This is a genomic window from Bacillus sp. FSL K6-2865 (assembly GCF_040311405.1).
Taxonomy (GTDB): Bacteria; Bacillota; Bacilli; order Bacillales; family Bacillaceae; genus Bacillus; species Bacillus velezensis.
The window spans coordinates 2,587,205-2,606,417 of record NZ_CP152036.1 but is presented as its reverse complement, the minus strand read 5'-3'; the positions used below and the strand labels follow the sequence as shown (position 1 = coordinate 2,606,417).

Genomic DNA, 19,213 nt, shown 5'->3' with positions numbered 1-19,213 from the left:
TACGGAAGCTCTTTTTTTATGATTAGTTTTTTGCTTTAATTTTTCCGCCCCATTTTTTAAATCCGCCTTTCAGGTTGTAAATATCTTTGCAGCCGTGTTTGCGGAGCGTCTGTGCCGCGCGTCCGCTGCGGACATTGTTTTGGCAGTACAGATAAACGGGTTTATCAGGACGGATTTCACTTTTGCGCTGTTTCAGCTGTGACAGCGGAATGTTGCGCGCGCCGAGAATATGGCCGCCTTCAAATTCATTCGGTTCACGGACGTCAATCAGCTGCGCTTTTCTGTAGCCCGCGCGGAATTCCTCTTCCGTAAGTGTTTTCATTAAACGCTGCTGGTAAAAATACGACACGATCATATAAACGATAAACGCCGCAACAATAATTAAAGCAATCATATTAGACAATGCGATTCTACTCCTTTAACTTATAAAATCAAAACCCTGCTTCCTGAAAACAAGGCTTACCGGACGTTTTGGGACAAATACTATTATAGTAAAGCATGAAGCGATTGTCATCCTTAATGAAACGAAATATTTTTCATTTTCAAGGCAGTTTGTTAAACTGATTTTATTAAAACGATAAAGAAGGGTTCAGTGTATGGAAAAAGAAACATGGCGGTTTATTGACTCAGGGAATGAAAGCCCGGCATTTAACATGGCGCTGGATGAAGCGCTTTTATATTGGCACAGCCAAAAAAAAATTCCTCCGGTGATCCGTTTTTACGGCTGGAATCCGGCAACTTTGTCTGTCGGGTATTTTCAAAATATTAAGAAGGAAATTAACTTTGACGCAGTACATAAACACGGCCTCGGGTTTGTCAGAAGACCGACAGGCGGACGGGGTGTTCTGCATGATAAAGAATTGACATACAGCGTAATCGTTTCAGAGGATCACCCGGAAATGCCGGCCACGGTGACAGAGGCGTACCGGGTGATTTCAGAAGGTATTCTGCAGGGATTCAGAAACCTTGGACTTGATGCCTGCTTTGCGATTCCGCGAACGGAGAAAGAAAAAGAAAGCTTGAAAAATCCGCGCTCGTCCGTCTGCTTTGATGCGCCTTCGTGGTATGAACTGGTCGTCGAAGGACGGAAAGTTGCCGGAAGCGCACAGACACGCCAAAAAGGCGTCATTCTTCAGCACGGTTCCATCCTGCTTGACATTGATGAGGATAAGCTGTTTGATCTGTTTTTATATCCGAGCGACAGAGTCCGTGAGCGCATGCAGCGGAATTTCAAAAACAAGGCGGTAGCCATCAACGCCTTAGCGCCGAAACGGGTAACGATGGATGAGGCCAGAATCGCTTTTAAAGCCGGTTTTGAGGAAGGGCTGAACATTCATCTTGAGCCTTACACACTCACGTCTGAAGAGCTTGCATTTGTCAATGAGCTGGCTGAGACGAAATACGCGTCTGATGAATGGAATTATAAGCGCTGATAAGGCTTGACAGACCGGAAGCATCCTTGTTTTTTCATGACCGTTAGTGTAAACTTGTAATGGTTTATAAAGTTAAGGTGCTTTTTGGGAGGGTTACTTATGACAACACCAAGTATGGAAGATTATATTGAACAGATTTATATGCTGATAGAAGAAAAAGGATATGCACGGGTTTCTGATATCGCGGAAGCTTTGGCAGTCCACCCCTCCTCTGTAACGAAAATGGTTCAAAAACTAGATAAAGACGAGTATTTGATTTATGAAAAATATCGCGGGCTCGTATTGACGTCAAAAGGCAAAAAGATCGGCAAACGGCTCGTATACAGACACGAATTGCTTGAGCAGTTTTTAAGAATCATTGGTGTTGATGAAGAGAAGATTTACAATGATGTTGAAGGAATCGAACATCATCTGAGCTGGAACAGCATTGACCGCATCGGCGACCTCGTTCAGTATTTTGAAGATGACGAAAGCCGGAAAAAAGAATTGAAATCCGTACAGAAAAAAACCGAAAATCCCGGTGAATAAAGGGCAGCCCGAAATGGGGCGCCCTTTTTTTAATGTCTTCATTCTTTGGTCTATTTCGCCCAGCCGTTTCTTAAAATAATAATACACCTTGAGATGGAAGGGAGAGGGCGCGCTATGCAGATTGACGGCGTATTTTCGGGCGGGGGGATAAAAGGGGTGGCGCTTGCCGGCGCTTATGAAGCGCTGGAAGAAAAGGGCTTTCGCTTTGAAAGGCTCGCCGGAACAAGCGCCGGCGCAATTATTGCCGCATTTATCGCTGCGGGCTATACGAGCAGAGAGGTTCATTCCATCATAGATGAGGTGGACGGAAGGCAATTGCTTGATCAGAGATACTCATTCCTCCCGCTGAAAATCCTGCGGTGGGTGTCGATATATTGGCGCCTCGGACTATACAGAGGCGATATGCTGGAAAAATGGATTGCGGATAAATTAAAAGCGAAGGGCATCATCGCGTTCGGCGATTTGAAAAAAGGCTCGCTCCGTCTCATCGCTTCAGATCTGACGAACGGAACGATGATCGTGCTTCCTGACGATCTTCCCCGCTACGGATTAAATCCGGAGATGTTCCCGGTTGCCAGAGCCGTCAGAATGAGCTGCAGCATTCCTTATTTTTTTGAACCGATAAAACTGAAGACAGAAAAAGGCACCTCAACGGTTGTTGACGGCGGCGTGTTAAGCAATTTCCCGATTTGGCTGTATTCAAAAGAACGCAAACGGCCGGTCGTCGGAATTTCGCTTTCGCCCAACGAAAAAGAGCGCCCGAAAAAAACAATCCGCAACGCTTTTGAGCTGTTCGGGGCTTTGTTTGAAACGATGAAAGACGCTCATGATGCCAGGCATATCGCGACAAAGTACGAACAAAATATTATTTTTATTCCGGTGGAACATGTGATGGCGACGGAGTTTCATCTCACACCGCAAAAAAAACTAGCTCTCATTGAGCTAGGAAAAAGCAGAACAGAGCAATTTTTGAAGCAATGGAGTTATTAAAAAAGCGCTCTGTTTTTCTTTTTATTCTTTTTGCCTTCTATGACGGTAAGCTGGGTCTGGCTTTTTTTCTTAAGAATCATCGGCTTCGGTCTGCTGCTGCTCGGCACGCTCCGCAAATGGCTGACCCGGCCTCTGTGTCCGGCGCGGTGCTTCGCTTTTTGCTCCTTCATTCGGAGCCGCGATTGTCTGGCCGCTTTTCTGAAAGCGGTTCCGTCACGGCCGGTGCGGCGGTTCAGGACCGTCCTCACGATAAAATAAATAATGATGCCTGCGATAATAACGGTGATCGCTCTTGAAATCATCTGCCCGGGGTTGGTTACCGCCGCATAAATGAAACCGAATGCGCCAAGCGCTATCAATACAGCAAAAAAAGGTTGTACACGATGATTCATAACTGCCCACCTCCAAAATAATAACGGTAACGGTTCAGATTACGTTGTGAGACGGTTTTTCGCTCTGTTCTGAAATGTCTTCCAGTCTGAGAAGCTCGTTAAAGCTTTCTATGGCAACCTCGACCTGGTCATCCGCCGGTTCCTTTGTCGTTAAAAGCTGCAGCCACAGGCCGGGATAACCGAGCACTTTCAAAACGGGGATATTCCGCACTCTGTTCGTCAGCTGGAGCACTTCAAAGGAGATGCCGAGAACGACCGGTATAAGCGCAATCCTGTCTAAAATCCGCACCCAAAGCGGATCTGTCGGAACGAGTAAATAGATGAACATGCCGACAATGATCGTAAATAAAATAAAGCTTGAACCGCAACGGTAATGAAGCCGTGACTGCTTCTGAACATTTTCTATTGTAATTGGCAAATTCTGTTCATAACAGTTTATGACCTTATGTTCGGCTCCATGATATTGAAACACTCTTTTAATTAACGGCGTCATTGATAAAAAATAAATGTAGCCGAGAAGCAGAATAAGCTTAAACAGACTTTCGATTCCGATCTGCGCGGCGTCTGAGGAAAATACGGGCCTTACAAGCTCCGCTAAGAAGACCGGGACGAGCGTAAAAACGAATTTGCTGAACAAAAACGACAGAACGCCGATCACCGCCAGGCTGAAAAACATCGATAAGCCCGAACCTTTCTTATCTTCCTGCTCCAGCTTGGCGTCATCTTGAGGATCAAGCCCGTAACGTTCGCTGGAAAAGTTTAAATGCTTTGTGCCGTTGGCGCTCGCCTCAATGATGGCGACAATTCCCCGCAAAAAAGGAATCTTTTTTAAAGCCGAAAGCTTTGCGTTCGGCACTCTCGGAAGCTTGAAAAAATCAATGCTTCCGTCATTCCTGTGGATGGCGGTAACATAATTTTTTCTGCCGCCGAACATGACCCCTTCAACGACAGCCTGCCCGCCGTAAGCAGGGGGCGTTTTTTGTTTGGACATTGTTTATCAACCTGCCTGTTTTTTTAGGATTTACTAACCATTTCCTTTCACTCTATTGTACAGGAAACCGCGGTAAACCTCTAGTTAGACAGCCGGAAAATCAATGCTTTTTCTACATGCAGTATACCCCGTTTCTTTAGATTTTACTCATTGAATGAAAATATGGCGCAGTTTTTTATGACTTTTCAATTTTGGGGCAGTCTATGACTGGAGGTGCCATGATGACAAGCGAAAAACATTCAGAACAGGAAGAAAAAAAGAAGCAGGATGATGATCAGCAGCCTGTTTCATTTACCGGCAGAATTTGCGGTATCGGATTTGCCGGCGGTGTATTTTGGAGTTTGATCGGCTATCTCGGGTATGTCTTTCATTTTTCAGAGATCAGCCCCAACATGATTCTTCAGCCGTTTATGATCGGAGAATGGAAAAAACAATGGCTCGGCACGATGGTCAGCATCGTTGTCATCGGATTCATTTCAATTGCCGGGGCGTTTATTTATTTCGTCTGCCTGAAGCGTTTTAAAACCATGTGGCCGGGGATGGTGTACGGCGTCATTTTATGGTGTGCGGTTTTTTTCTTATTCAATCCGATTTTCGAAGATGTGAAATCCGTCACTGAATTGAAATCAGATACAATCGTGACGACGCTTTGCCTTTACATTCTGTACGGTTTGTTTGTCGGCTACTCAATTTCCTTCAACTACAATGAACTTACGTCAGACAAGCTTGCAAGGGCGCTCGGCAACAAGTGAATAAGTGTATAATCCCTGTCCGGTATGGTAAAATGTTCACGAGAAGTGAACATTTTTTATGCTGAAAACCGGGCGGGGATGCTCCCGCGTTGTCAGGCGGCAGTCAAGAATCGGCGAGGAGGAGAAAGGGAATGAAACTTGAGAAATTGCGAAATCTTTTCGGTCAGCTGGATATAGACGGAATGTTGGTGACAAGCTCCGCCAATCTGCAGTATATGACGGGATTTACGGGTTCGTCAGGCCTTGCGGTCATATCGAAAGAACGTGCGGCATTTATCACGGATTTCCGTTACACCGAGCAGGCGAAGACGCAAGTGAAGGGTTTTGACATTATCGAGCACGGCGGAAGCTTAATCCAAACGGCTGCGGATACGATTCTTGAGTACGGCATTAAAAAACTCGGCTTCGAGCAAAACAGCATGACGTACGGAACATATGCATCCTACCAAGCTGTGCTGCAGGAAGCGGAGATGGTTCCCGTCGCGGATTCCGTTGAAAAGTTGCGCTTGATTAAGTCAAGTGAAGAGATTAAGATATTAGAGGAAGCTGCGAAGATTGCGGATGATGCGTTTGAACATATTCTGACGTTTATCAAACCGGGCATCTCAGAGATTTCAGTTGCAAACGAGCTTGAATTTTATATGAGACGTCAAGGAGCAGACGGCTCTTCCTTTGATATGATCGTCGCCTCGGGAGTCAGATCCAGCCTTCCCCACGGAGTGGCAAGCGGCAAATTGATTGAAAAGGGAGACTTGGTCACGCTCGATTTCGGCGCTTATTATAAAGGCTATTGTTCTGATATCACACGCACCGTCGCGGTCGGAGAGCCAAGTGATAAACTGAAAGAGATTTATCAGGTCGTATACGATGCCCAAGCGCTTGGTGTCCTGCATATTAAACCCGGCATGACGGGAAAAGAAGCGGACGCCCTGACGAGGGATCACATCACTGCAAAAGGCTACGGACAGTATTTCGGCCATTCGACAGGACACGGGTTCGGAATGGAAGTCCATGAATCACCGGGGCTGTCTTTCAGGTCATCGGCCATTCTTGAGCCGGGCATGGCGGTAACGGTTGAGCCGGGCATATACATACCGGAAGTTGGGGGCGCAAGAATCGAAGATGATATCATCATCACTGACGACGGCAACCGGACAATTACGCATTCCCCTAAAGAATTAATTATTTTGTGATCGGAATATAGGAGGACATCAAACATGATTTCAGTTAACGATTTTCGTACAGGACTAACGATTGAAGTAGACGGCGGCATTTGGCGCGTCGTTGACTTCCAGCACGTAAAGCCAGGAAAAGGAGCGGCATTTGTCCGTTCTAAATTGCGTAACCTCCGCACGGGCGCTATTCAGGAGAAAACATTCCGTGCAGGTGAAAAAGTCGCGAAAGCTCAAATCGAAACAAAAACGATGCAGTATCTTTATGCCAACGGCGATCAGCACGTGTTCATGGATACAAGCTCATATGAACAGCTTGAATTGAACGAAAACCAAATCGAAGAAGAATTGAAATATCTTCTGGAAAATATGTCTGTGCACATCATGATGTATCAGTCTGAAACGCTCGGTATTGAACTGCCGAACACAGTTGAACTGAAAGTTGTTGAAACAGAGCCGGGAATTAAAGGCGACACGGCGTCAGGCGGCACAAAACCTGCCAAAACGGAAACAGGTCTTGTCGTAAACGTACCGTTTTTCGTGAACGAAGGCGATACGCTGGTTGTAAATACATCAGACGGCTCTTACGTGTCAAGAGCGTAGTTAAAGAAATTCGGAGTCTGCTCCTTTTACGGGGCAGGCTTTTTTTGCGTTCTGCCTCAGAATCTTTCTTCTATATGAAAATAGTGAGACTACTTCTGTCAGCTAGAGCATATAGTGTAACAAAATGCTTGAAGTTGGGGGATTGCAATGAAATTTTTGTTTGGTTCAATCAATTCTACTGTTTTAACGATGGCCGGTTTACGAGTTTTGTCCTCGCTCATTGAATTATCGGCCGCTATTATCATGCTTTTGACAAACGACATCAGAAAAGCGGTTGTAGTGAATAGTATTTTGGCAATCGTCGGCCCGCTGATCTTTATCATCACAATGACGATCGGCATTTATCAGATTGCCGGACAGCTCTCATATGCAAAATTAATATTGATTTTTGCGGGAGTGGTGCTGATTTTGGCCGGTGTGCATAAATAGAGGGCCGGGGTGTCATAAAGTCTGTCCCGGATCATACATTTTAAAGAAGCCAATCGGTAAAAAAGGAGGAGACTCTATTGAATGAGATTACAGAGGTTCTCCCTGAATTATTGAGAGATGCCATCTCCGCTGTGCCCGAAGAAGCGAGACGGGATACAGAAGAAATCAGAATCCGCGTCGACAGGCCGGTTGAACTGATCCAAAAAGGACAACCTTTGTATTTGTCATATGTCTGTACAGCCGGCGACGCACAGCTGATCCTCAGCCGGCTCAGCAATTACAGTATGTACACGCTGGAAGAAGAGCTGAAAAAAGGATATATCACAATCAGAGGAGGCCACCGCGTGGGGCTGGCCGGAAGAGTCATCGTCGAAAACGGAGCCGTCAAAGGACTCCGGGATATTACTTCTTTTAATATCCGAATCGCCCGGGAGAAGCTGGGAATCGCAGAACCGCTCATTCCTTTCTTATGGAAAGAAAACTGGCTGAATACGCTGATCATCGGTCCTCCGCAAACGGGGAAAACGACCTTGCTTCGTGATTTGGCCCGGCTTTCCAGCACCGGATCAAAACGCATTCCCGCAAAAAAGACAGGTATCGTAGATGAACGTTCGGAAATTGCCGGCTGCCTGCGGGGCATTCCCCAGCACAGTTTCGGCCGCAGAATCGATGTCCTTGATGCCTGTCCGAAGGCGGAAGGGCTGATGATGATGATTCGCTCTATGAGTCCTGATGTCATAATTGTGGATGAAATCGGGAGAATGGAAGACTCACAAGCGCTGCTGGAGGCGCTCCATGCGGGCGTATCCGTTATCGTATCTGCGCACGGGTGGAATATGAAAGACTTGGTAAAGAGGCCGTCGCTGAAAATGCTTTGGGAGGAAAACGTGTTTGACCGGTATGTTGAACTGTCAAGGCGCCGCGGTCCGGGAACGATCAGCAGGATGTACGGAAAGGACGGGGAACCTGTTCCGCATGCTGAAAGCGTGATGACATGCTGAAGCTTTTGGGTGCCGTGTTTATTCTGACAGCGACGACTTGGACCGGATTTGAGATCGCCAAAATGTATATAGAAAGGCCGAGGCAGATCCGTCAGCTGCGCGCGGCGCTCCAATCGCTTGAAGCGGAAATCATGTTCGGGCATACACCGCTGCATACCGCCTCGGGACAAATTGCCGCACAGCTTTCCAAACCTGTATCGTTATTGTTTCAAGCTTTCAGCAGAAGGCTTGAGCAGGGAAGCGATTCCGCCAAAACGGCTTGGGAACAGAGCTTGAAACATAATTGGTCTTCCATGGCGATGAAAAAAAGCGAATATGATGTGCTGAAGCAATTCGGAGAGACGCTCGGGCTCCATGACCGTGTTTCTCAGCAGAAACATATCAAGCTTGCGCTTACACATTTGGAAGCGGCGGAAGCGGATGCCGGACGGGCGCAGGCGAAAAATGAAAAAATGGTGAAAAGCTTAGGATTTTTAGCCGGACTGTTACTCATTCTTCTATTGATGTAAACATGAGGGGAGCAAACATAAAATGGGAGTCGACGTAAATGTCATTTTTCAAATCGCCGGAGTCGGTATCGTGGTTGCGTTTCTGCACACCATACTTGACCAAATGGGAAAAAAAGAATACGCCCAGTGGGTGACGCTGCTTGGCTTTATCTATATTTTATTTATGGTGGCGACGATTGTCGATGACCTGTTCAAAAAGATCAAAGCTGTGTTTCTATTCCAAGGATAGGGGGGCTTACAGATTGAGATTGTTCAAATTGTAGGTTTAGGCCTGATCGCCACATTTCTCTCCCTGATCGTAAAAGAACAGAAACCGACTTTCGCGTTTATGATTGTCGTCTTCAGCGGCTGCGTGATCTTTCTTTATCTCATCGACCAGATTTACGACATTATCAGAATGATAGAAAAAATAGCCGTCAATGCAAATGTCAATATGGTCTATGTGGAAACCATTTTAAAAATTATCGGCATCGCCTACATCGCTGAATTCGGAGCGCAGCTTACAAAGGATGCGGGCCAGGGAGCGATCGCTTCGAAAATAGAGCTGGCCGGAAAAATTTTGATACTGGTAATGGCCGTGCCGATACTCACCGTCATTATTGAAACGATTCTCGGACTTATTCCTTCTTGATCATAAATAAAATGGAAAGGGGGGCACAAAAAATGAAGCGCTTTCGGTGGGCGGGAGCTTTTTTGTTCATCCTCTTATTTTTTCAGACTGAATGTGTACAAGCTGCCGGAACAGACGGTGCGTCGCAGGAAACCGCAGTTCACCAAGAATCCGCTGATGAAGTGGCGAAAAAGCAGGCCGAAGCGCTGAAAACAGAAGGCATCGGAAAGTTTTGGGACGACATCATGACAGAATACGGCGGTCTTCTGCCTGAAAGCCAAAAGGGAAGCATCATCGACTTTATTAACGGAGAAAAAAAGTTCTCGCCGGAGGCATGGCTGAAGGCTTTATTTTCATACTTGTTTCATGAAGTGCTCGCAAACGGAAAGCTTCTGGGAACTTTGATTCTTCTCACCATTTTTTGTGTCATTCTGCAGCTCCTGCAAAATGCGTTCCAGCAGAGCACCGTCAGCAAAGTGGCTTATGCAATCGTCTACATGGTGCTGATTATTCTCGCTTTAAACAGCTTTCATGTTGCCGTCAATTATGCCAGTGAAGCGATCCAGACGATGACAAGCTTCATTCTCGCGCTCATCCCGCTTTTACTCGCGCTTTTGGCGTCTTCCGGGGGAGCCGTCTCCGCAGCTTTTTTTCACCCCGTTATTTTATTTCTGATGAATACGAGCGGCCTTCTCATTCAAAACATCGTCATGCCGCTTATCTTCCTGTCAGCGATTTTAAGCATCGTCAGCACGATGACGGATCAATATAAAGTCACGCAGCTTGCCAATCTGCTCAGAAATATCGCAATCGGCGCGCTTGCCGTATTTCTCACCGTGTTTCTCGGCGTCATCTCCGTACAGGGGGCTTCGGCTGCCGTGACGGACGGGATTACGCTCAGGACTGCAAAATTTATAACAGGCAATTTTATTCCCGTGCTCGGCCGGATGTTTACGGATGCGACGGATACGGTCATCAGCGCCTCGCTCCTATTAAAAAACACCGTGGGAATCCTCGGAGTCGGAATTTTGATCTGCATCTCCGCGTTTCCGGCGATCAAAGTGCTCTCGCTCGCTTTTATTTATAAGCTCGCGGCCGCTATTCTGCAGCCGCTCGGAGGCGGGCCCGTCATTACGTGCCTCGGCGTCATCAGCAGAAGCGTACTGTATATTTTCGCGGCGCTCGCCATCGTCTCTCTCATGTTTTTCCTCAGCATCACAGTCATTATTACAGCAGGCAACCTCACCATGATGATGAAATAAAGGAGGCCCATTGGATATGAGCTTTTTAACAGAATGGCTGACAAGCATTATTTTATTTATCTTATTCGCCATCGTCATCGACATGCTGCTGCCCAGCTCCAGTATGCAAAAATACGCAAAGATGGTTGTCAGCCTGCTGTTAATCATTGTCATGCTCAACCCGATATTCAAACTTTTCAAAACAGACCCGGAAATCATCTTCGATTATTTGACAAAACAAGAGCAATCTCAATCCGCTGATATAAAAAATCAAATTAAATCAGAAAAAAAAGAAATACAAGCATCAAACCGCGCATATGTTTTAGAAGAAATGGCTGTCCAACTAAAAAAGAAAGCGGAGGAGATGTTCAGTCATGACGAATACAAAATAGACGACATCCGCCTTACAGCGGAAGAACAGGTTCGTTCAGAAGAAGATGTAAAAACGATCAGCGTGTATATGGCCCCATCTTCTGAAAAAACCGTGCAAACCGTCGCACCGATCGACATCCGCACAGACCGCAAATACGAACCGGAAGGCGCAGCCGACAAAAAAGAGGCCGCAGACATCAAAGAAAAACTTGCGGATATATGGGAAATCGGCAGTGAGAAAATTACGGTTTATATGGAAGGCGGGGAGAAAAACGGCCATGAATAAAAACGGACTATGGACCATACTCAAAAAACAGCTGATGATCGGACAGGCGAAAGACGGAGAAAAACCAAAACTGACAAAATATCATTACTTTCTGTTCGTGTTTGTGCTCGGGGTATCTTTTATGCTGGTCAGCCAGCTGTTCTCTTCACCGGAGAAAACCGAGAAGGACCAAACGGCGCAGACCGTCATGTCCGGCCGAACGGAAGACAAAAGCGGGCAAAAAAGCGCACCCGTTTTTAAGGCATCGAAAGACGGCAGCGCAAAAACCACAATCGATGATTACGAAAGAGACTATGAAAACCAGCTGAAAGAAATCCTTGAAACGATTATCGGCGTGGAGGATGTCTCAATTGTCGTAAACGTAGACGCAACATCTCTGAAAGTGTTTGAGAAAAATAAAACGAAAAAAGACACCACCACTGAAGAAACCGATAAAGAAGGCGGCAAAAGAAGCGTAACCGATCAAACCTCTGAAGAACAAATTGTCATGATTCGAAACGGGGACCAGGAAACCCCGGTCGTCGTCCAGACGAAAAAGCCCGATATCCGCGGTGTACTCGTTGTCGCTCAGGGAGTGGACAACGTTCAAATAAAAAAAACCATCATTGATGCCGTCACAAGGGTGCTCGATGTTCCGAGCTATCGTGTAGCGGTTGCCCCTAAAAAAATCAAGGAGGATTCATAAATCATGCTGAAAAAACAAACGGTTTGGCTTTTAACAATGCTCAGTCTCGTCGTGGTATTAAGTGTTTATTATATTATGTCGCCGGAAAGCAAAAATGCCGTGCAGATGAAAAGCGAAAAAAGCAGCGGAGAAGTCGCCACTGAAAAAACGCCGGCTCCTGAAACGAAAGATAAGAGCGGAAGCGGCACGGAAAAAGAAGACGGCACAAAAGGAACGAAAGATTCTAAAGGCACAAAAGAGGATAAAGAAACATCAGCCGAAGCATCGGACAAAGACGGATCGGTCGCCACAGAAACAGCTGATGAAAACTTATTTACCGCATACCGCATGGAACTTGAAGACGCGAGAAGCAAAGAAAGGGAACAGTTAAACAGCATTGTTTCAAGCGATGATGCGACCGCAAAGGAAAAAAGCGAAGCCTACGATAAAATGACGGCGCTGAGCAATGCTGAAGGGACGGAAAAACAGCTGGAAACGCTGATTAAAACACAAGGCTACAAAGATGCGCTCGTGGATGCTGAAGGAGACAAAATCAACATTACCGTCATGTCTGACAAACATTCAAACGCAAAAGCTTCCGCTATCATTGACCTGGTGGAAAAAGAAATCAAGACGATGAAAGACGTCGCCGTCACGTTTGAACCGACAAAATAAGAGACCTGAACCGCCCGCACCCGCTGCGGGCTTTTCTGATGTCATTTTAGATCAGTGTTGAATTTACACAAGCGCTCCTGTAAGATAAACATAGTATGTACTTTTAGTAGCAACCCATAAATTTCTATTTTTTATACATAGGAGTGGAAACTGATGTTAAAAATCAACGAAATTCATGAACTGATAAAAAGAATCGATGAATCTTCCATCGACGAATTTGTTTACGAAATTGAAGGCGTAAGCCTCAAACTGAAAAAAAATGAAGCGCCGGCAGTGAATGTAACGGGACAAGCCCAAGCCGTTCCCGCCGCTTACGCACCTGCTCCGCAGGCTGCAAAACCGGAAGCGAGTGAAGCCGCTCCTGCTCAGGAAGCGCCGAAACAAGACGAAAACCTGCACAAAATTACGTCTCCGATGGTCGGAACGTTTTATGCTTCTTCATCGCCGGAAGCCGGCCCTTACGTAAACCAAGGTTCAAAAGTGAGCGAAAATACAGTTGTTTGTATCGTAGAAGCAATGAAACTCTTTAACGAGATTGAAGCCGAAGTAAAAGGAGAAATCGTTGAAGTGTTAGTTGAAAACGGCCAGCTGGTCGAATACGGACAACCTCTATTTCTTGTAAAAGCTGAGTAAGGAGACCTGCTATTATGATTAAAAAGCTATTGATCGCCAACCGAGGAGAAATCGCCGTCAGAATCATCCGGGCCTGCAAAGAGCTGGGCATTGAAACTGTAGCCGTTTATTCTGAGGCAGATAAAGACGCCCTGCATGTCCAAATGGCCGATGAGGCTTTTTGTATCGGGCCGAAAACATCAAAAGAAAGCTATTTAAATGTAACGAACATCGTCAGCGTCGCAAAGCTGACCGGCACGGATGCGATTCATCCGGGATACGGGTTTTTAGCTGAAAACGCCGACTTTGCCGAGCTGTGCGAGGAATTAAACGTAACGTTTGTCGGCCCTACGGCTGACGCCATTTCAAAAATGGGAACAAAAGATATCGCACGCGACACGATGCAGCTGGCGGGCGTGCCGATTGTGCCCGGTTCAAAAGGAATCATAAAAAATACGGAAGAAGCGGTTTCGCTTGCAGGTGAAATTGGGTATCCTGTCATTATAAAAGCCACTGCGGGCGGAGGCGGAAAAGGCATCCGGGTCGCACGCACAGAAGAAGAACTGATCAAAGGCATTGAGATTACCCAGCAGGAAGCCGCTACGGCATTCGGAAATCCGGGTGTGTACATCGAGAAGTACATAGAAGATTTCCGCCATGTTGAAATTCAGGTGCTTGCGGATAATTACGGAAACACAATCCATCTCGGAGAGCGTGACTGTTCTATCCAAAGACGTCTGCAAAAACTTCTTGAAGAGTCACCGTCACCTGCGCTTGATTCTGAAATCAGGGAGCAGATGGGTGAAGCAGCGGTAAAAGCAGCGAAGGCCGTCGGTTACACGGGAGCCGGCACAGTAGAATTCATCTATGACTACAGAGAACAGCGCTACTACTTCATGGAAATGAACACGCGTATTCAAGTAGAGCACCCTGTCACAGAAATGGTGACGGGAACGGATCTGATCAAAGAACAGATTAAAGTGGCATCCGGACAGGAGCTCTCGCTCAGACAGGAAGACGTTGAATTTAACGGCTGGGCGATTGAATGCCGCATCAACGCTGAAAATCCTGCGAAAAACTTCATGCCTTCACCCGGTAAAATTAACATGTACCTGCCGCCGGGCGGACTCGGCGTACGCGTGGATTCAGCCGCATATCCCGGCTACTCGATCCCGCCGTACTATGACAGTATGATTGCTAAAGTCATCACATACGGAACAACGCGTGATGAGGCAGTCGCACGGATGAAACGCGCGCTGAGCGAATTCGTGATTGAAGGTATTGAAACGACGATTCCGTTCCATTTGAAACTGCTTGAACACGAAACATTTGTCAGCGGAGAGTTTAATACAAAGTTTTTAGAAACATATGATGTAATGGGCTCATAATTTTTGCGGGAGGTGAATTGAATGGAAGACAACAGTGTGCTTAAAATGGATCATGATGAGGCTCATTTAGGCAAGGTTGAAATTGCTCCTGAGGTCATTGAAGTCATTGCCGGCATCGCCGCTTCCGAAGTTGAAGGAGTTGCTGAAATGCGCGGCAATTTCGCCACGGGCGTCGTAGAACGCTTCGGCAAAATCAATCACGGCAAAGGCGTAAAGGTCGATTTAGCCGATGACGGGATTACCATCGACGTCTATTGCGTCGTTCAATTCGGGATCTCGATCCCGAAAGTGGCGGCAAGCGTTCAGGAGAATATCCGCCAAACCTTATTAAACATGACGTCTCTGACCATTAATGAAATCAATATTCATATCGTCGGCATTCAATTTGACACGAAAGCCCAAGAAGTCGAAATCGACGAAGAAATGTAATGAGCGTATAAAAACCAAGGGGATGGGCAGCCCTTTGGTTTTTTATACGTTTCCCGTCATTTCAGGCATGAAGAAAGCCGGCTTACAAACGGCAGCCGAGTTTCTTCATGCTGTGAAATCCGAATGAAATTAATACGGTTTGTGAAAATATTCGGCATTAGGGTGAAAAAACCTAAATTTCGACATGCGATTGAGAAAAAAATATGTTATGATCTCTTTAAGCTTAACGACAAGCGGATAAAGCGGATCTGAAGGAGAAAGAAAATGAAAAGAAGAACAGCTAGAGAAAAAGCTTTGCAGGCACTTTTTCAGATTGATGTCAGCGATATTGCACCGAACGATGCCATTGAGCACGCGCTTGATGGTGAAAAAACAGATGCCTTCTTTGAACAGCTGGTGTACGGAGTGATCGAACATCAGGTTCAGCTTGATGAAATGATTTCCGGCCATCTCGTCAATTGGAAGCTTGACCGGATTGCAAACGTAGACCGCGCGATCCTGCGTCTGGCGGTGTATGAAATGGTTTATTCTGACGACATTCCTGCTAACGTGTCATTAAACGAAGCAATCGAGCTGGCAAAACGGTTCGGCGACGATAAAGCTGCAAAATTCGTAAACGGGGTTCTTTCTAACATTAAAACTGATATCGAATCATAGGAGGAAAGAAAATGACTGCAACAATCATCGACGGAAAAGAAACGGCTAAAGAAAAACGCGAACAATTGGCAAAAGAAGTAGAAGAGCTGAAAGCACAAGGCGTAGTGCCTGGATTGGCGGTCATTTTAATCGGAGACGATCCCGCTTCTGTTTCATATGTGACAGGCAAGAAAAAAGCCGCTGAAACAATGGGAATGAAATTTAAGCTTGACCGCTTTGACTCAAGCTTAACCGAGGCGGAGCTTTTAACAGTGATTGATCAGTATAATCAAAATCCGGAATTCCACGGCATTCTCGTCCAGCTGCCGCTCCCGGATCATATTTCTGAAAAAGCCGTAATCGAGCGGATCTCCCCTGATAAGGATGTTGACGGTTTCCACCCTCTCAACGTCGGGAAAATGCTGCTTGGCGAAGATACATTTCTTCCATGCACGCCGCACGGAATTGTCGAGTTATTGAAAAAGACGAACGTAGATCTTTCCGGCAAAGAAGTTGTTGTAGTCGGACGAAGCAATATTGTCGGTAAACCGGTCGGCCAGCTGCTGCTGAACGAAAACGCGACCGTCACATATTGCCATTCCCGCACGAAAAATATGTCTGAGCATACGAAAAAAGCAGATATTCTTGTGGTAGCGGTCGGTAAAGCGAACTTCATCAAAGCTGATCAAATCAAAGAGGGCGCCATTGTCATTGATGTCGGCGTCAACCGTCTCGAAAGCGGAAAACTCTGCGGAGACGTTCAGTTTGATGAAGCGAAAGAAAAAGCATCTTTCATTACGCCGGTGCCGGGCGGAGTAGGTCCGATGACCATCACAATGCTTGCGCATAATACTGTTAAATCTGCCAGACGTACGTTATCATAGATAACCGGAGACAGTCACAAAAATTGTGACAATGAGCACGATACCCGCTTCTTAAGGCTCCTTTCAGCCAGAGCGGGTTTTCTTAGTTTAGGGCAAAAAGCCTTTATGAAAGGAGTGCAGGATGTGAGTGAAGCGGCATATGTCACGGTTTCCGCGCTGACCAAATACATTAAACGAAAATTCGATGTGGACCCTCATCTTGAAGACATTTGGATTAAGGGTGAGCTCTCCAATGTTAAAATTCATACGAGAGGCCACATCTATTTTACATTAAAAGATGAGCATGCCCGCATGCAGGCCGTCATGTTTCAGAGGCAAAGTTCGAGGCTTGCGTTTAAGCCAGAAGACGGAATGAAGGTCATCGTAAGAGGCGGCATCTCCGTCTATGAACCGAGCGGAAGCTATCAGCTGTACGCGAAAGAAATGCAGCCGGACGGTGTGGGGGCGCTCTACTTAGCATATGAAGAATTAAAGAAAAAACTTGCCGGCGAAGGGTTGTTTGATGACCGGCATAAGCAGGCCATCCCCGCTTTTCCGGCCACGATCGGGGTCGTCACGTCACCGACGGGAGCAGCCGTCAGAGACGTCATTACCACACTCAAAAGAAGATACCCCCTTGTGAAAGTCATTGTGCTTCCCGCGCTCGTTCAAGGTGAAAATGCCAGCAGATCGATTGTGAAGCGCATTGAAGAAGCCAATGCACAAAAAATGTGTGACGTCCTGATCGTCGGAAGGGGAGGGGGCTCGATCGAAGAATTGTGGGCATTTAACGAAGAAATCGTGGCCCGGGCGATTTTTGCTTCCGCCATTCCGATTATATCAGCCGTCGGACATGAAACAGATTTTACAATCAGTGATTTCGTCGCGGATATCCGGGCGGCAACCCCGACAGGAGCGGCAGAAATTGCCGTTCCCCACACGACGGACTTAATGGAACGGACAAAAACGGCGGAAGTCCGCCTGACAAGAGCGATGCAGCAGCATATCAGCAAGAAAAAAGAACAGGTTCAATCGCTCCAGTCATCCTACGCGTTCCGTTTTCCGAAACGATTGTATACCCAAAAAGAACAGCAGTTTGACCTTTTGTATCAGCAGTTCCAATCACAGCTCACAGGGCTTACGGACAGGAAACAAAGGCAGCTTGAGCGGAATACGTACAGATTAACGGCGCTCCACCCTGAAACCCAGCTGAAACAGGCGAAAAAACGGTACGAGGAGCGCTCAAATCAGCTCGCCCGAAGCATGAATGTCCAGCTGAAGCAGCTTCATTCGCAGTTTCAGACGGTTCTTGGTAAACTGAATGCATTAAGTCCACTTCAGGTGATGGAGAGAGGATACAGCCTGGCCTATAAAGACAAAGAGCTGATCAAAAGCGTTGATCAAGTGGAACAAAATGATACGCTTGAAGTAAAGATGACAGACGGCGTTCTGACGTGTGAAGTATTGCAAAAGAGAGGCGAACGATAATGACAGAAACCAAAAAAAGTGAAGAGCTGACATTTGAAGAGGCGATGAAAGGCCTTGAAGGCATTGTGGCAAAGCTTGAAGAAGGGGACGTGCCGCTGGAGCAGGCGATTAATTATTTTCAGGAAGGGATGGCCCTTTCAAAAATGTGCCATGAAAAGCTTCAGCATGTCGAAAAGCAAATGGACTTTATTTTAAAAGATAACGGCGAACTTGCACCTTTCAGCGTTCAGGAGGAAGACGAAGGTGACAAATAAACTGGACGCATTTTTAGCATCGCGCAAACAACTGATTGAACAGCAGCTTTCTTTGTATACAGAACGGCTTGCGATGCCGGAAACCCTCAAAAAATCTATGCTGTATTCTTTGGAAGCGGGCGGAAAGAGGCTGCGCCCCCTCGTCGTCTTAGCCGTTCTGAATGCTTACGGAAAAGATGAAAAAGACGGGATTCCGGTCGGATGCGCTGTCGAAATGATTCATACGTATTCTTTAATCCATGATGATCTGCCTTGCATGGACGATGATGATCTGCGCCGGGGAAAGCCCACAAACCATAAAGTCTTCGGAGAAGCGGCAGCCGTATTGGCCGGAGACGGGCTTCTGACAGAAAGCTTTAAATTGATCACATCTCATGTGTCTGAGGCGGTTTCAGCAGAAAAACGGCTCCGTCTCGTCGATGAGCTGATCAGCGCGGCGGGAACGGAAGGAATGGTCGGCGGACAGGCTGCCGACATGGAAGCGGAGCAAAAGCGGATAACGCTTGAGGAGCTGGAATCCATCCACGAGCGGAAAACGGCCAAGCTCCTCGGTTTTTCCGTGACGGCGGGCGCCATTTTGGCAGATGCGCCGGAGGATGAAGTCGAAAAGCTCCGTTTGTTCAGCAGCCATATCGGCATCGGATTTCAAATCAGAGACGACATCCTTGATATTGAAGGGCATGAGGAGAGGATCGGCAAACCGGTCGGCTCAGATACGTCGAATGAAAAATCAACGTATCCGTCGCTTTTAACGCTTGAAGGTGCGAAAGAAAAGCTTGCGTATCATATCAGCGAGGCGAAACAGATCATCAGCGGCCTTTCTCTTCAGAAAGAATTGCTGCATGACCTCTGTGATTTAATCGCGGCGAGAGATCATTAAAAACGGTCCTGATTT

General features: G+C 46.6%; 26 protein-coding genes. 23 read left to right on the top strand and 3 right to left on the bottom strand.

The annotated features are described in order from the left end of the window. Positions 1 to 22: 22 nt before the first annotated feature. Entirely contained in the window at positions 23 to 403 is a 381-nt protein-coding gene (locus NYE42_RS12690) for a rhodanese-like domain-containing protein (RefSeq protein ID WP_007408335.1), read from the bottom strand. Between the two features lie 193 nt (positions 404 to 596). Here NYE42_RS12690 and NYE42_RS12685 point away from each other — a divergent pair, with 193 nt between their 5' ends. The 3 genes from NYE42_RS12685 (at position 597) to NYE42_RS12675 (ending at position 2,951) form a co-directional block, all read left to right on the top strand. Next, positions 597 to 1,433 (top strand): biotin/lipoate A/B protein ligase family protein, encoded by an 837-nt coding sequence (locus NYE42_RS12685; RefSeq protein ID WP_003153114.1) that lies wholly within the window; start codon positions 597 to 599, stop codon positions 1,431 to 1,433. Between the two features lie 99 nt (positions 1,434 to 1,532). Continuing rightward, positions 1,533 to 1,961 carry a transcriptional regulator MntR gene (gene mntR / locus NYE42_RS12680; RefSeq protein ID WP_007408338.1) on the top strand — a complete coding sequence of 143 codons (429 nt, stop codon included), beginning with the start codon at positions 1,533 to 1,535 and terminating at the stop codon, positions 1,959 to 1,961. A 114-nt stretch (positions 1,962 to 2,075) separates the two neighbouring features. Further along, positions 2,076 to 2,951: a patatin-like phospholipase family protein gene (locus NYE42_RS12675; RefSeq protein ID WP_342496984.1), complete on the top strand. Its 876-nt coding sequence runs from the start codon at positions 2,076 to 2,078 to the stop codon at positions 2,949 to 2,951. Here NYE42_RS12675 and NYE42_RS12670 read toward each other — a convergent pair. Both NYE42_RS12670 and NYE42_RS12665 read right to left on the bottom strand, forming a co-directional pair. Further along, a complete protein-coding gene (locus tag NYE42_RS12670) occupies positions 2,948 to 3,343 on the bottom strand; it encodes an SA1362 family protein (protein ID WP_007408340.1) in 396 nt (131 codons plus the stop codon). The two genes, NYE42_RS12675 and NYE42_RS12670, sit on opposite strands and share 4 nt — an antisense overlap. Positions 3,344 to 3,377: 34 nt before the next feature. Next, the gene (locus NYE42_RS12665) at positions 3,378 to 4,334 is read right to left on the bottom strand and encodes a DUF1385 domain-containing protein (protein WP_352426498.1); all 957 of its coding nucleotides are present in this window, start codon (positions 4,332 to 4,334) and stop codon (positions 3,378 to 3,380) included. 221 nt (positions 4,335 to 4,555) lie between these two features. Here NYE42_RS12665 and NYE42_RS12660 point away from each other — a divergent pair, with 221 nt between their 5' ends. From NYE42_RS12660 to NYE42_RS12565, 20 genes are all read left to right on the top strand, one after another. Then, entirely contained in the window at positions 4,556 to 5,086 is a 531-nt protein-coding gene (locus NYE42_RS12660) for a YqhR family membrane protein (protein WP_003153121.1), read from the top strand. A 131-nt stretch (positions 5,087 to 5,217) separates the two neighbouring features. Then, positions 5,218 to 6,279: a Xaa-Pro peptidase family protein gene (locus tag NYE42_RS12655; RefSeq protein WP_199022039.1), complete on the top strand. Its 1,062-nt coding sequence runs from the start codon at positions 5,218 to 5,220 to the stop codon at positions 6,277 to 6,279. 24 nt (positions 6,280 to 6,303) lie between these two features. Further along, positions 6,304 to 6,861, top strand: coding sequence for an elongation factor P (efp, locus tag NYE42_RS12650; protein ID WP_003153123.1), 558 nt, complete (start codon positions 6,304 to 6,306; stop codon positions 6,859 to 6,861). Between the two features lie 147 nt (positions 6,862 to 7,008). Continuing rightward, positions 7,009 to 7,290, top strand: a complete 282-nt coding sequence (locus NYE42_RS12645; protein ID WP_003153124.1) for a YqhV family protein — start codon at positions 7,009 to 7,011, stop codon at positions 7,288 to 7,290. A gap of 77 nt (positions 7,291 to 7,367) precedes the next feature. Continuing rightward, positions 7,368 to 8,291: a stage III sporulation protein AA gene (spoIIIAA, locus tag NYE42_RS12640; protein WP_007408342.1), complete on the top strand. Its 924-nt coding sequence runs from the start codon at positions 7,368 to 7,370 to the stop codon at positions 8,289 to 8,291. Further along, entirely contained in the window at positions 8,285 to 8,800 is a 516-nt protein-coding gene (gene spoIIIAB / locus NYE42_RS12635) for a stage III sporulation protein SpoIIIAB (protein WP_007408343.1), read from the top strand. The genes spoIIIAA and spoIIIAB overlap by 7 nt, the downstream gene beginning before the upstream one ends. Before the next feature lie 22 nt (positions 8,801 to 8,822). Continuing rightward, positions 8,823 to 9,029 carry a stage III sporulation protein AC gene (spoIIIAC, locus tag NYE42_RS12630; protein WP_003153142.1) on the top strand — a complete coding sequence of 69 codons (207 nt, stop codon included), beginning with the start codon at positions 8,823 to 8,825 and terminating at the stop codon, positions 9,027 to 9,029. Between the two features lie 12 nt (positions 9,030 to 9,041). Further along, positions 9,042 to 9,431, top strand: a complete 390-nt coding sequence (gene spoIIIAD / locus NYE42_RS12625) for a stage III sporulation protein AD (protein WP_071392571.1) — start codon at positions 9,042 to 9,044, stop codon at positions 9,429 to 9,431. 32 nt (positions 9,432 to 9,463) lie between these two features. Beyond that, on the top strand, positions 9,464 to 10,672 hold the full coding sequence (spoIIIAE, locus tag NYE42_RS12620) for a stage III sporulation protein AE (protein WP_039254509.1): 1,209 nt from the start codon (positions 9,464 to 9,466) through the stop codon (positions 10,670 to 10,672). A gap of 16 nt (positions 10,673 to 10,688) precedes the next feature. Beyond that, positions 10,689 to 11,309, top strand: coding sequence for a stage III sporulation protein AF (gene spoIIIAF, locus NYE42_RS12615; RefSeq protein WP_003153146.1), 621 nt, complete (start codon positions 10,689 to 10,691; stop codon positions 11,307 to 11,309). Then, a complete protein-coding gene (gene spoIIIAG, locus NYE42_RS12610) occupies positions 11,302 to 11,994 on the top strand; it encodes a stage III sporulation protein AG (RefSeq protein WP_015417802.1) in 693 nt (230 codons plus the stop codon). Before spoIIIAF ends, spoIIIAG begins: the two co-directional genes overlap by 8 nt. Positions 11,995 to 11,997: 3 nt before the next feature. Continuing rightward, entirely contained in the window at positions 11,998 to 12,648 is a 651-nt protein-coding gene (locus NYE42_RS12605) for a SpoIIIAH-like family protein (RefSeq protein WP_007408346.1), read from the top strand. A gap of 153 nt (positions 12,649 to 12,801) precedes the next feature. Continuing rightward, complete coding sequence (gene accB / locus NYE42_RS12600; RefSeq protein ID WP_007408347.1) at positions 12,802 to 13,281, top strand: acetyl-CoA carboxylase biotin carboxyl carrier protein; 480 nt, start codon at positions 12,802 to 12,804, stop codon at positions 13,279 to 13,281. A 14-nt stretch (positions 13,282 to 13,295) separates the two neighbouring features. Then, positions 13,296 to 14,648, top strand: coding sequence for an acetyl-CoA carboxylase biotin carboxylase subunit (accC, locus tag NYE42_RS12595; RefSeq protein ID WP_007408348.1), 1,353 nt, complete (start codon positions 13,296 to 13,298; stop codon positions 14,646 to 14,648). Between the two features lie 21 nt (positions 14,649 to 14,669). After that, complete coding sequence (locus tag NYE42_RS12590; RefSeq protein ID WP_003153156.1) at positions 14,670 to 15,077, top strand: Asp23/Gls24 family envelope stress response protein; 408 nt, start codon at positions 14,670 to 14,672, stop codon at positions 15,075 to 15,077. Between the two features lie 264 nt (positions 15,078 to 15,341). Beyond that, positions 15,342 to 15,734, top strand: coding sequence for a transcription antitermination factor NusB (gene nusB, locus NYE42_RS12585; RefSeq protein WP_007408349.1), 393 nt, complete (start codon positions 15,342 to 15,344; stop codon positions 15,732 to 15,734). Positions 15,735 to 15,745: 11 nt separating this feature from the next. Then, the gene (gene folD / locus NYE42_RS12580) at positions 15,746 to 16,597 is read left to right on the top strand and encodes a bifunctional methylenetetrahydrofolate dehydrogenase/methenyltetrahydrofolate cyclohydrolase FolD (protein WP_007408350.1); all 852 of its coding nucleotides are present in this window, start codon (positions 15,746 to 15,748) and stop codon (positions 16,595 to 16,597) included. 123 nt (positions 16,598 to 16,720) lie between these two features. Beyond that, the gene (gene xseA, locus NYE42_RS12575) at positions 16,721 to 18,064 is read left to right on the top strand and encodes an exodeoxyribonuclease VII large subunit (RefSeq protein ID WP_064107140.1); all 1,344 of its coding nucleotides are present in this window, start codon (positions 16,721 to 16,723) and stop codon (positions 18,062 to 18,064) included. Beyond that, a complete protein-coding gene (locus NYE42_RS12570) occupies positions 18,064 to 18,318 on the top strand; it encodes an exodeoxyribonuclease VII small subunit (protein WP_007408352.1) in 255 nt (84 codons plus the stop codon). Before xseA ends, NYE42_RS12570 begins: the two co-directional genes overlap by 1 nt. Further along, entirely contained in the window at positions 18,308 to 19,198 is an 891-nt protein-coding gene (locus NYE42_RS12565) for a polyprenyl synthetase family protein (RefSeq protein ID WP_007408353.1), read from the top strand. Before NYE42_RS12570 ends, NYE42_RS12565 begins: the two co-directional genes overlap by 11 nt. Positions 19,199 to 19,213: the final 15 nt, after the last annotated feature.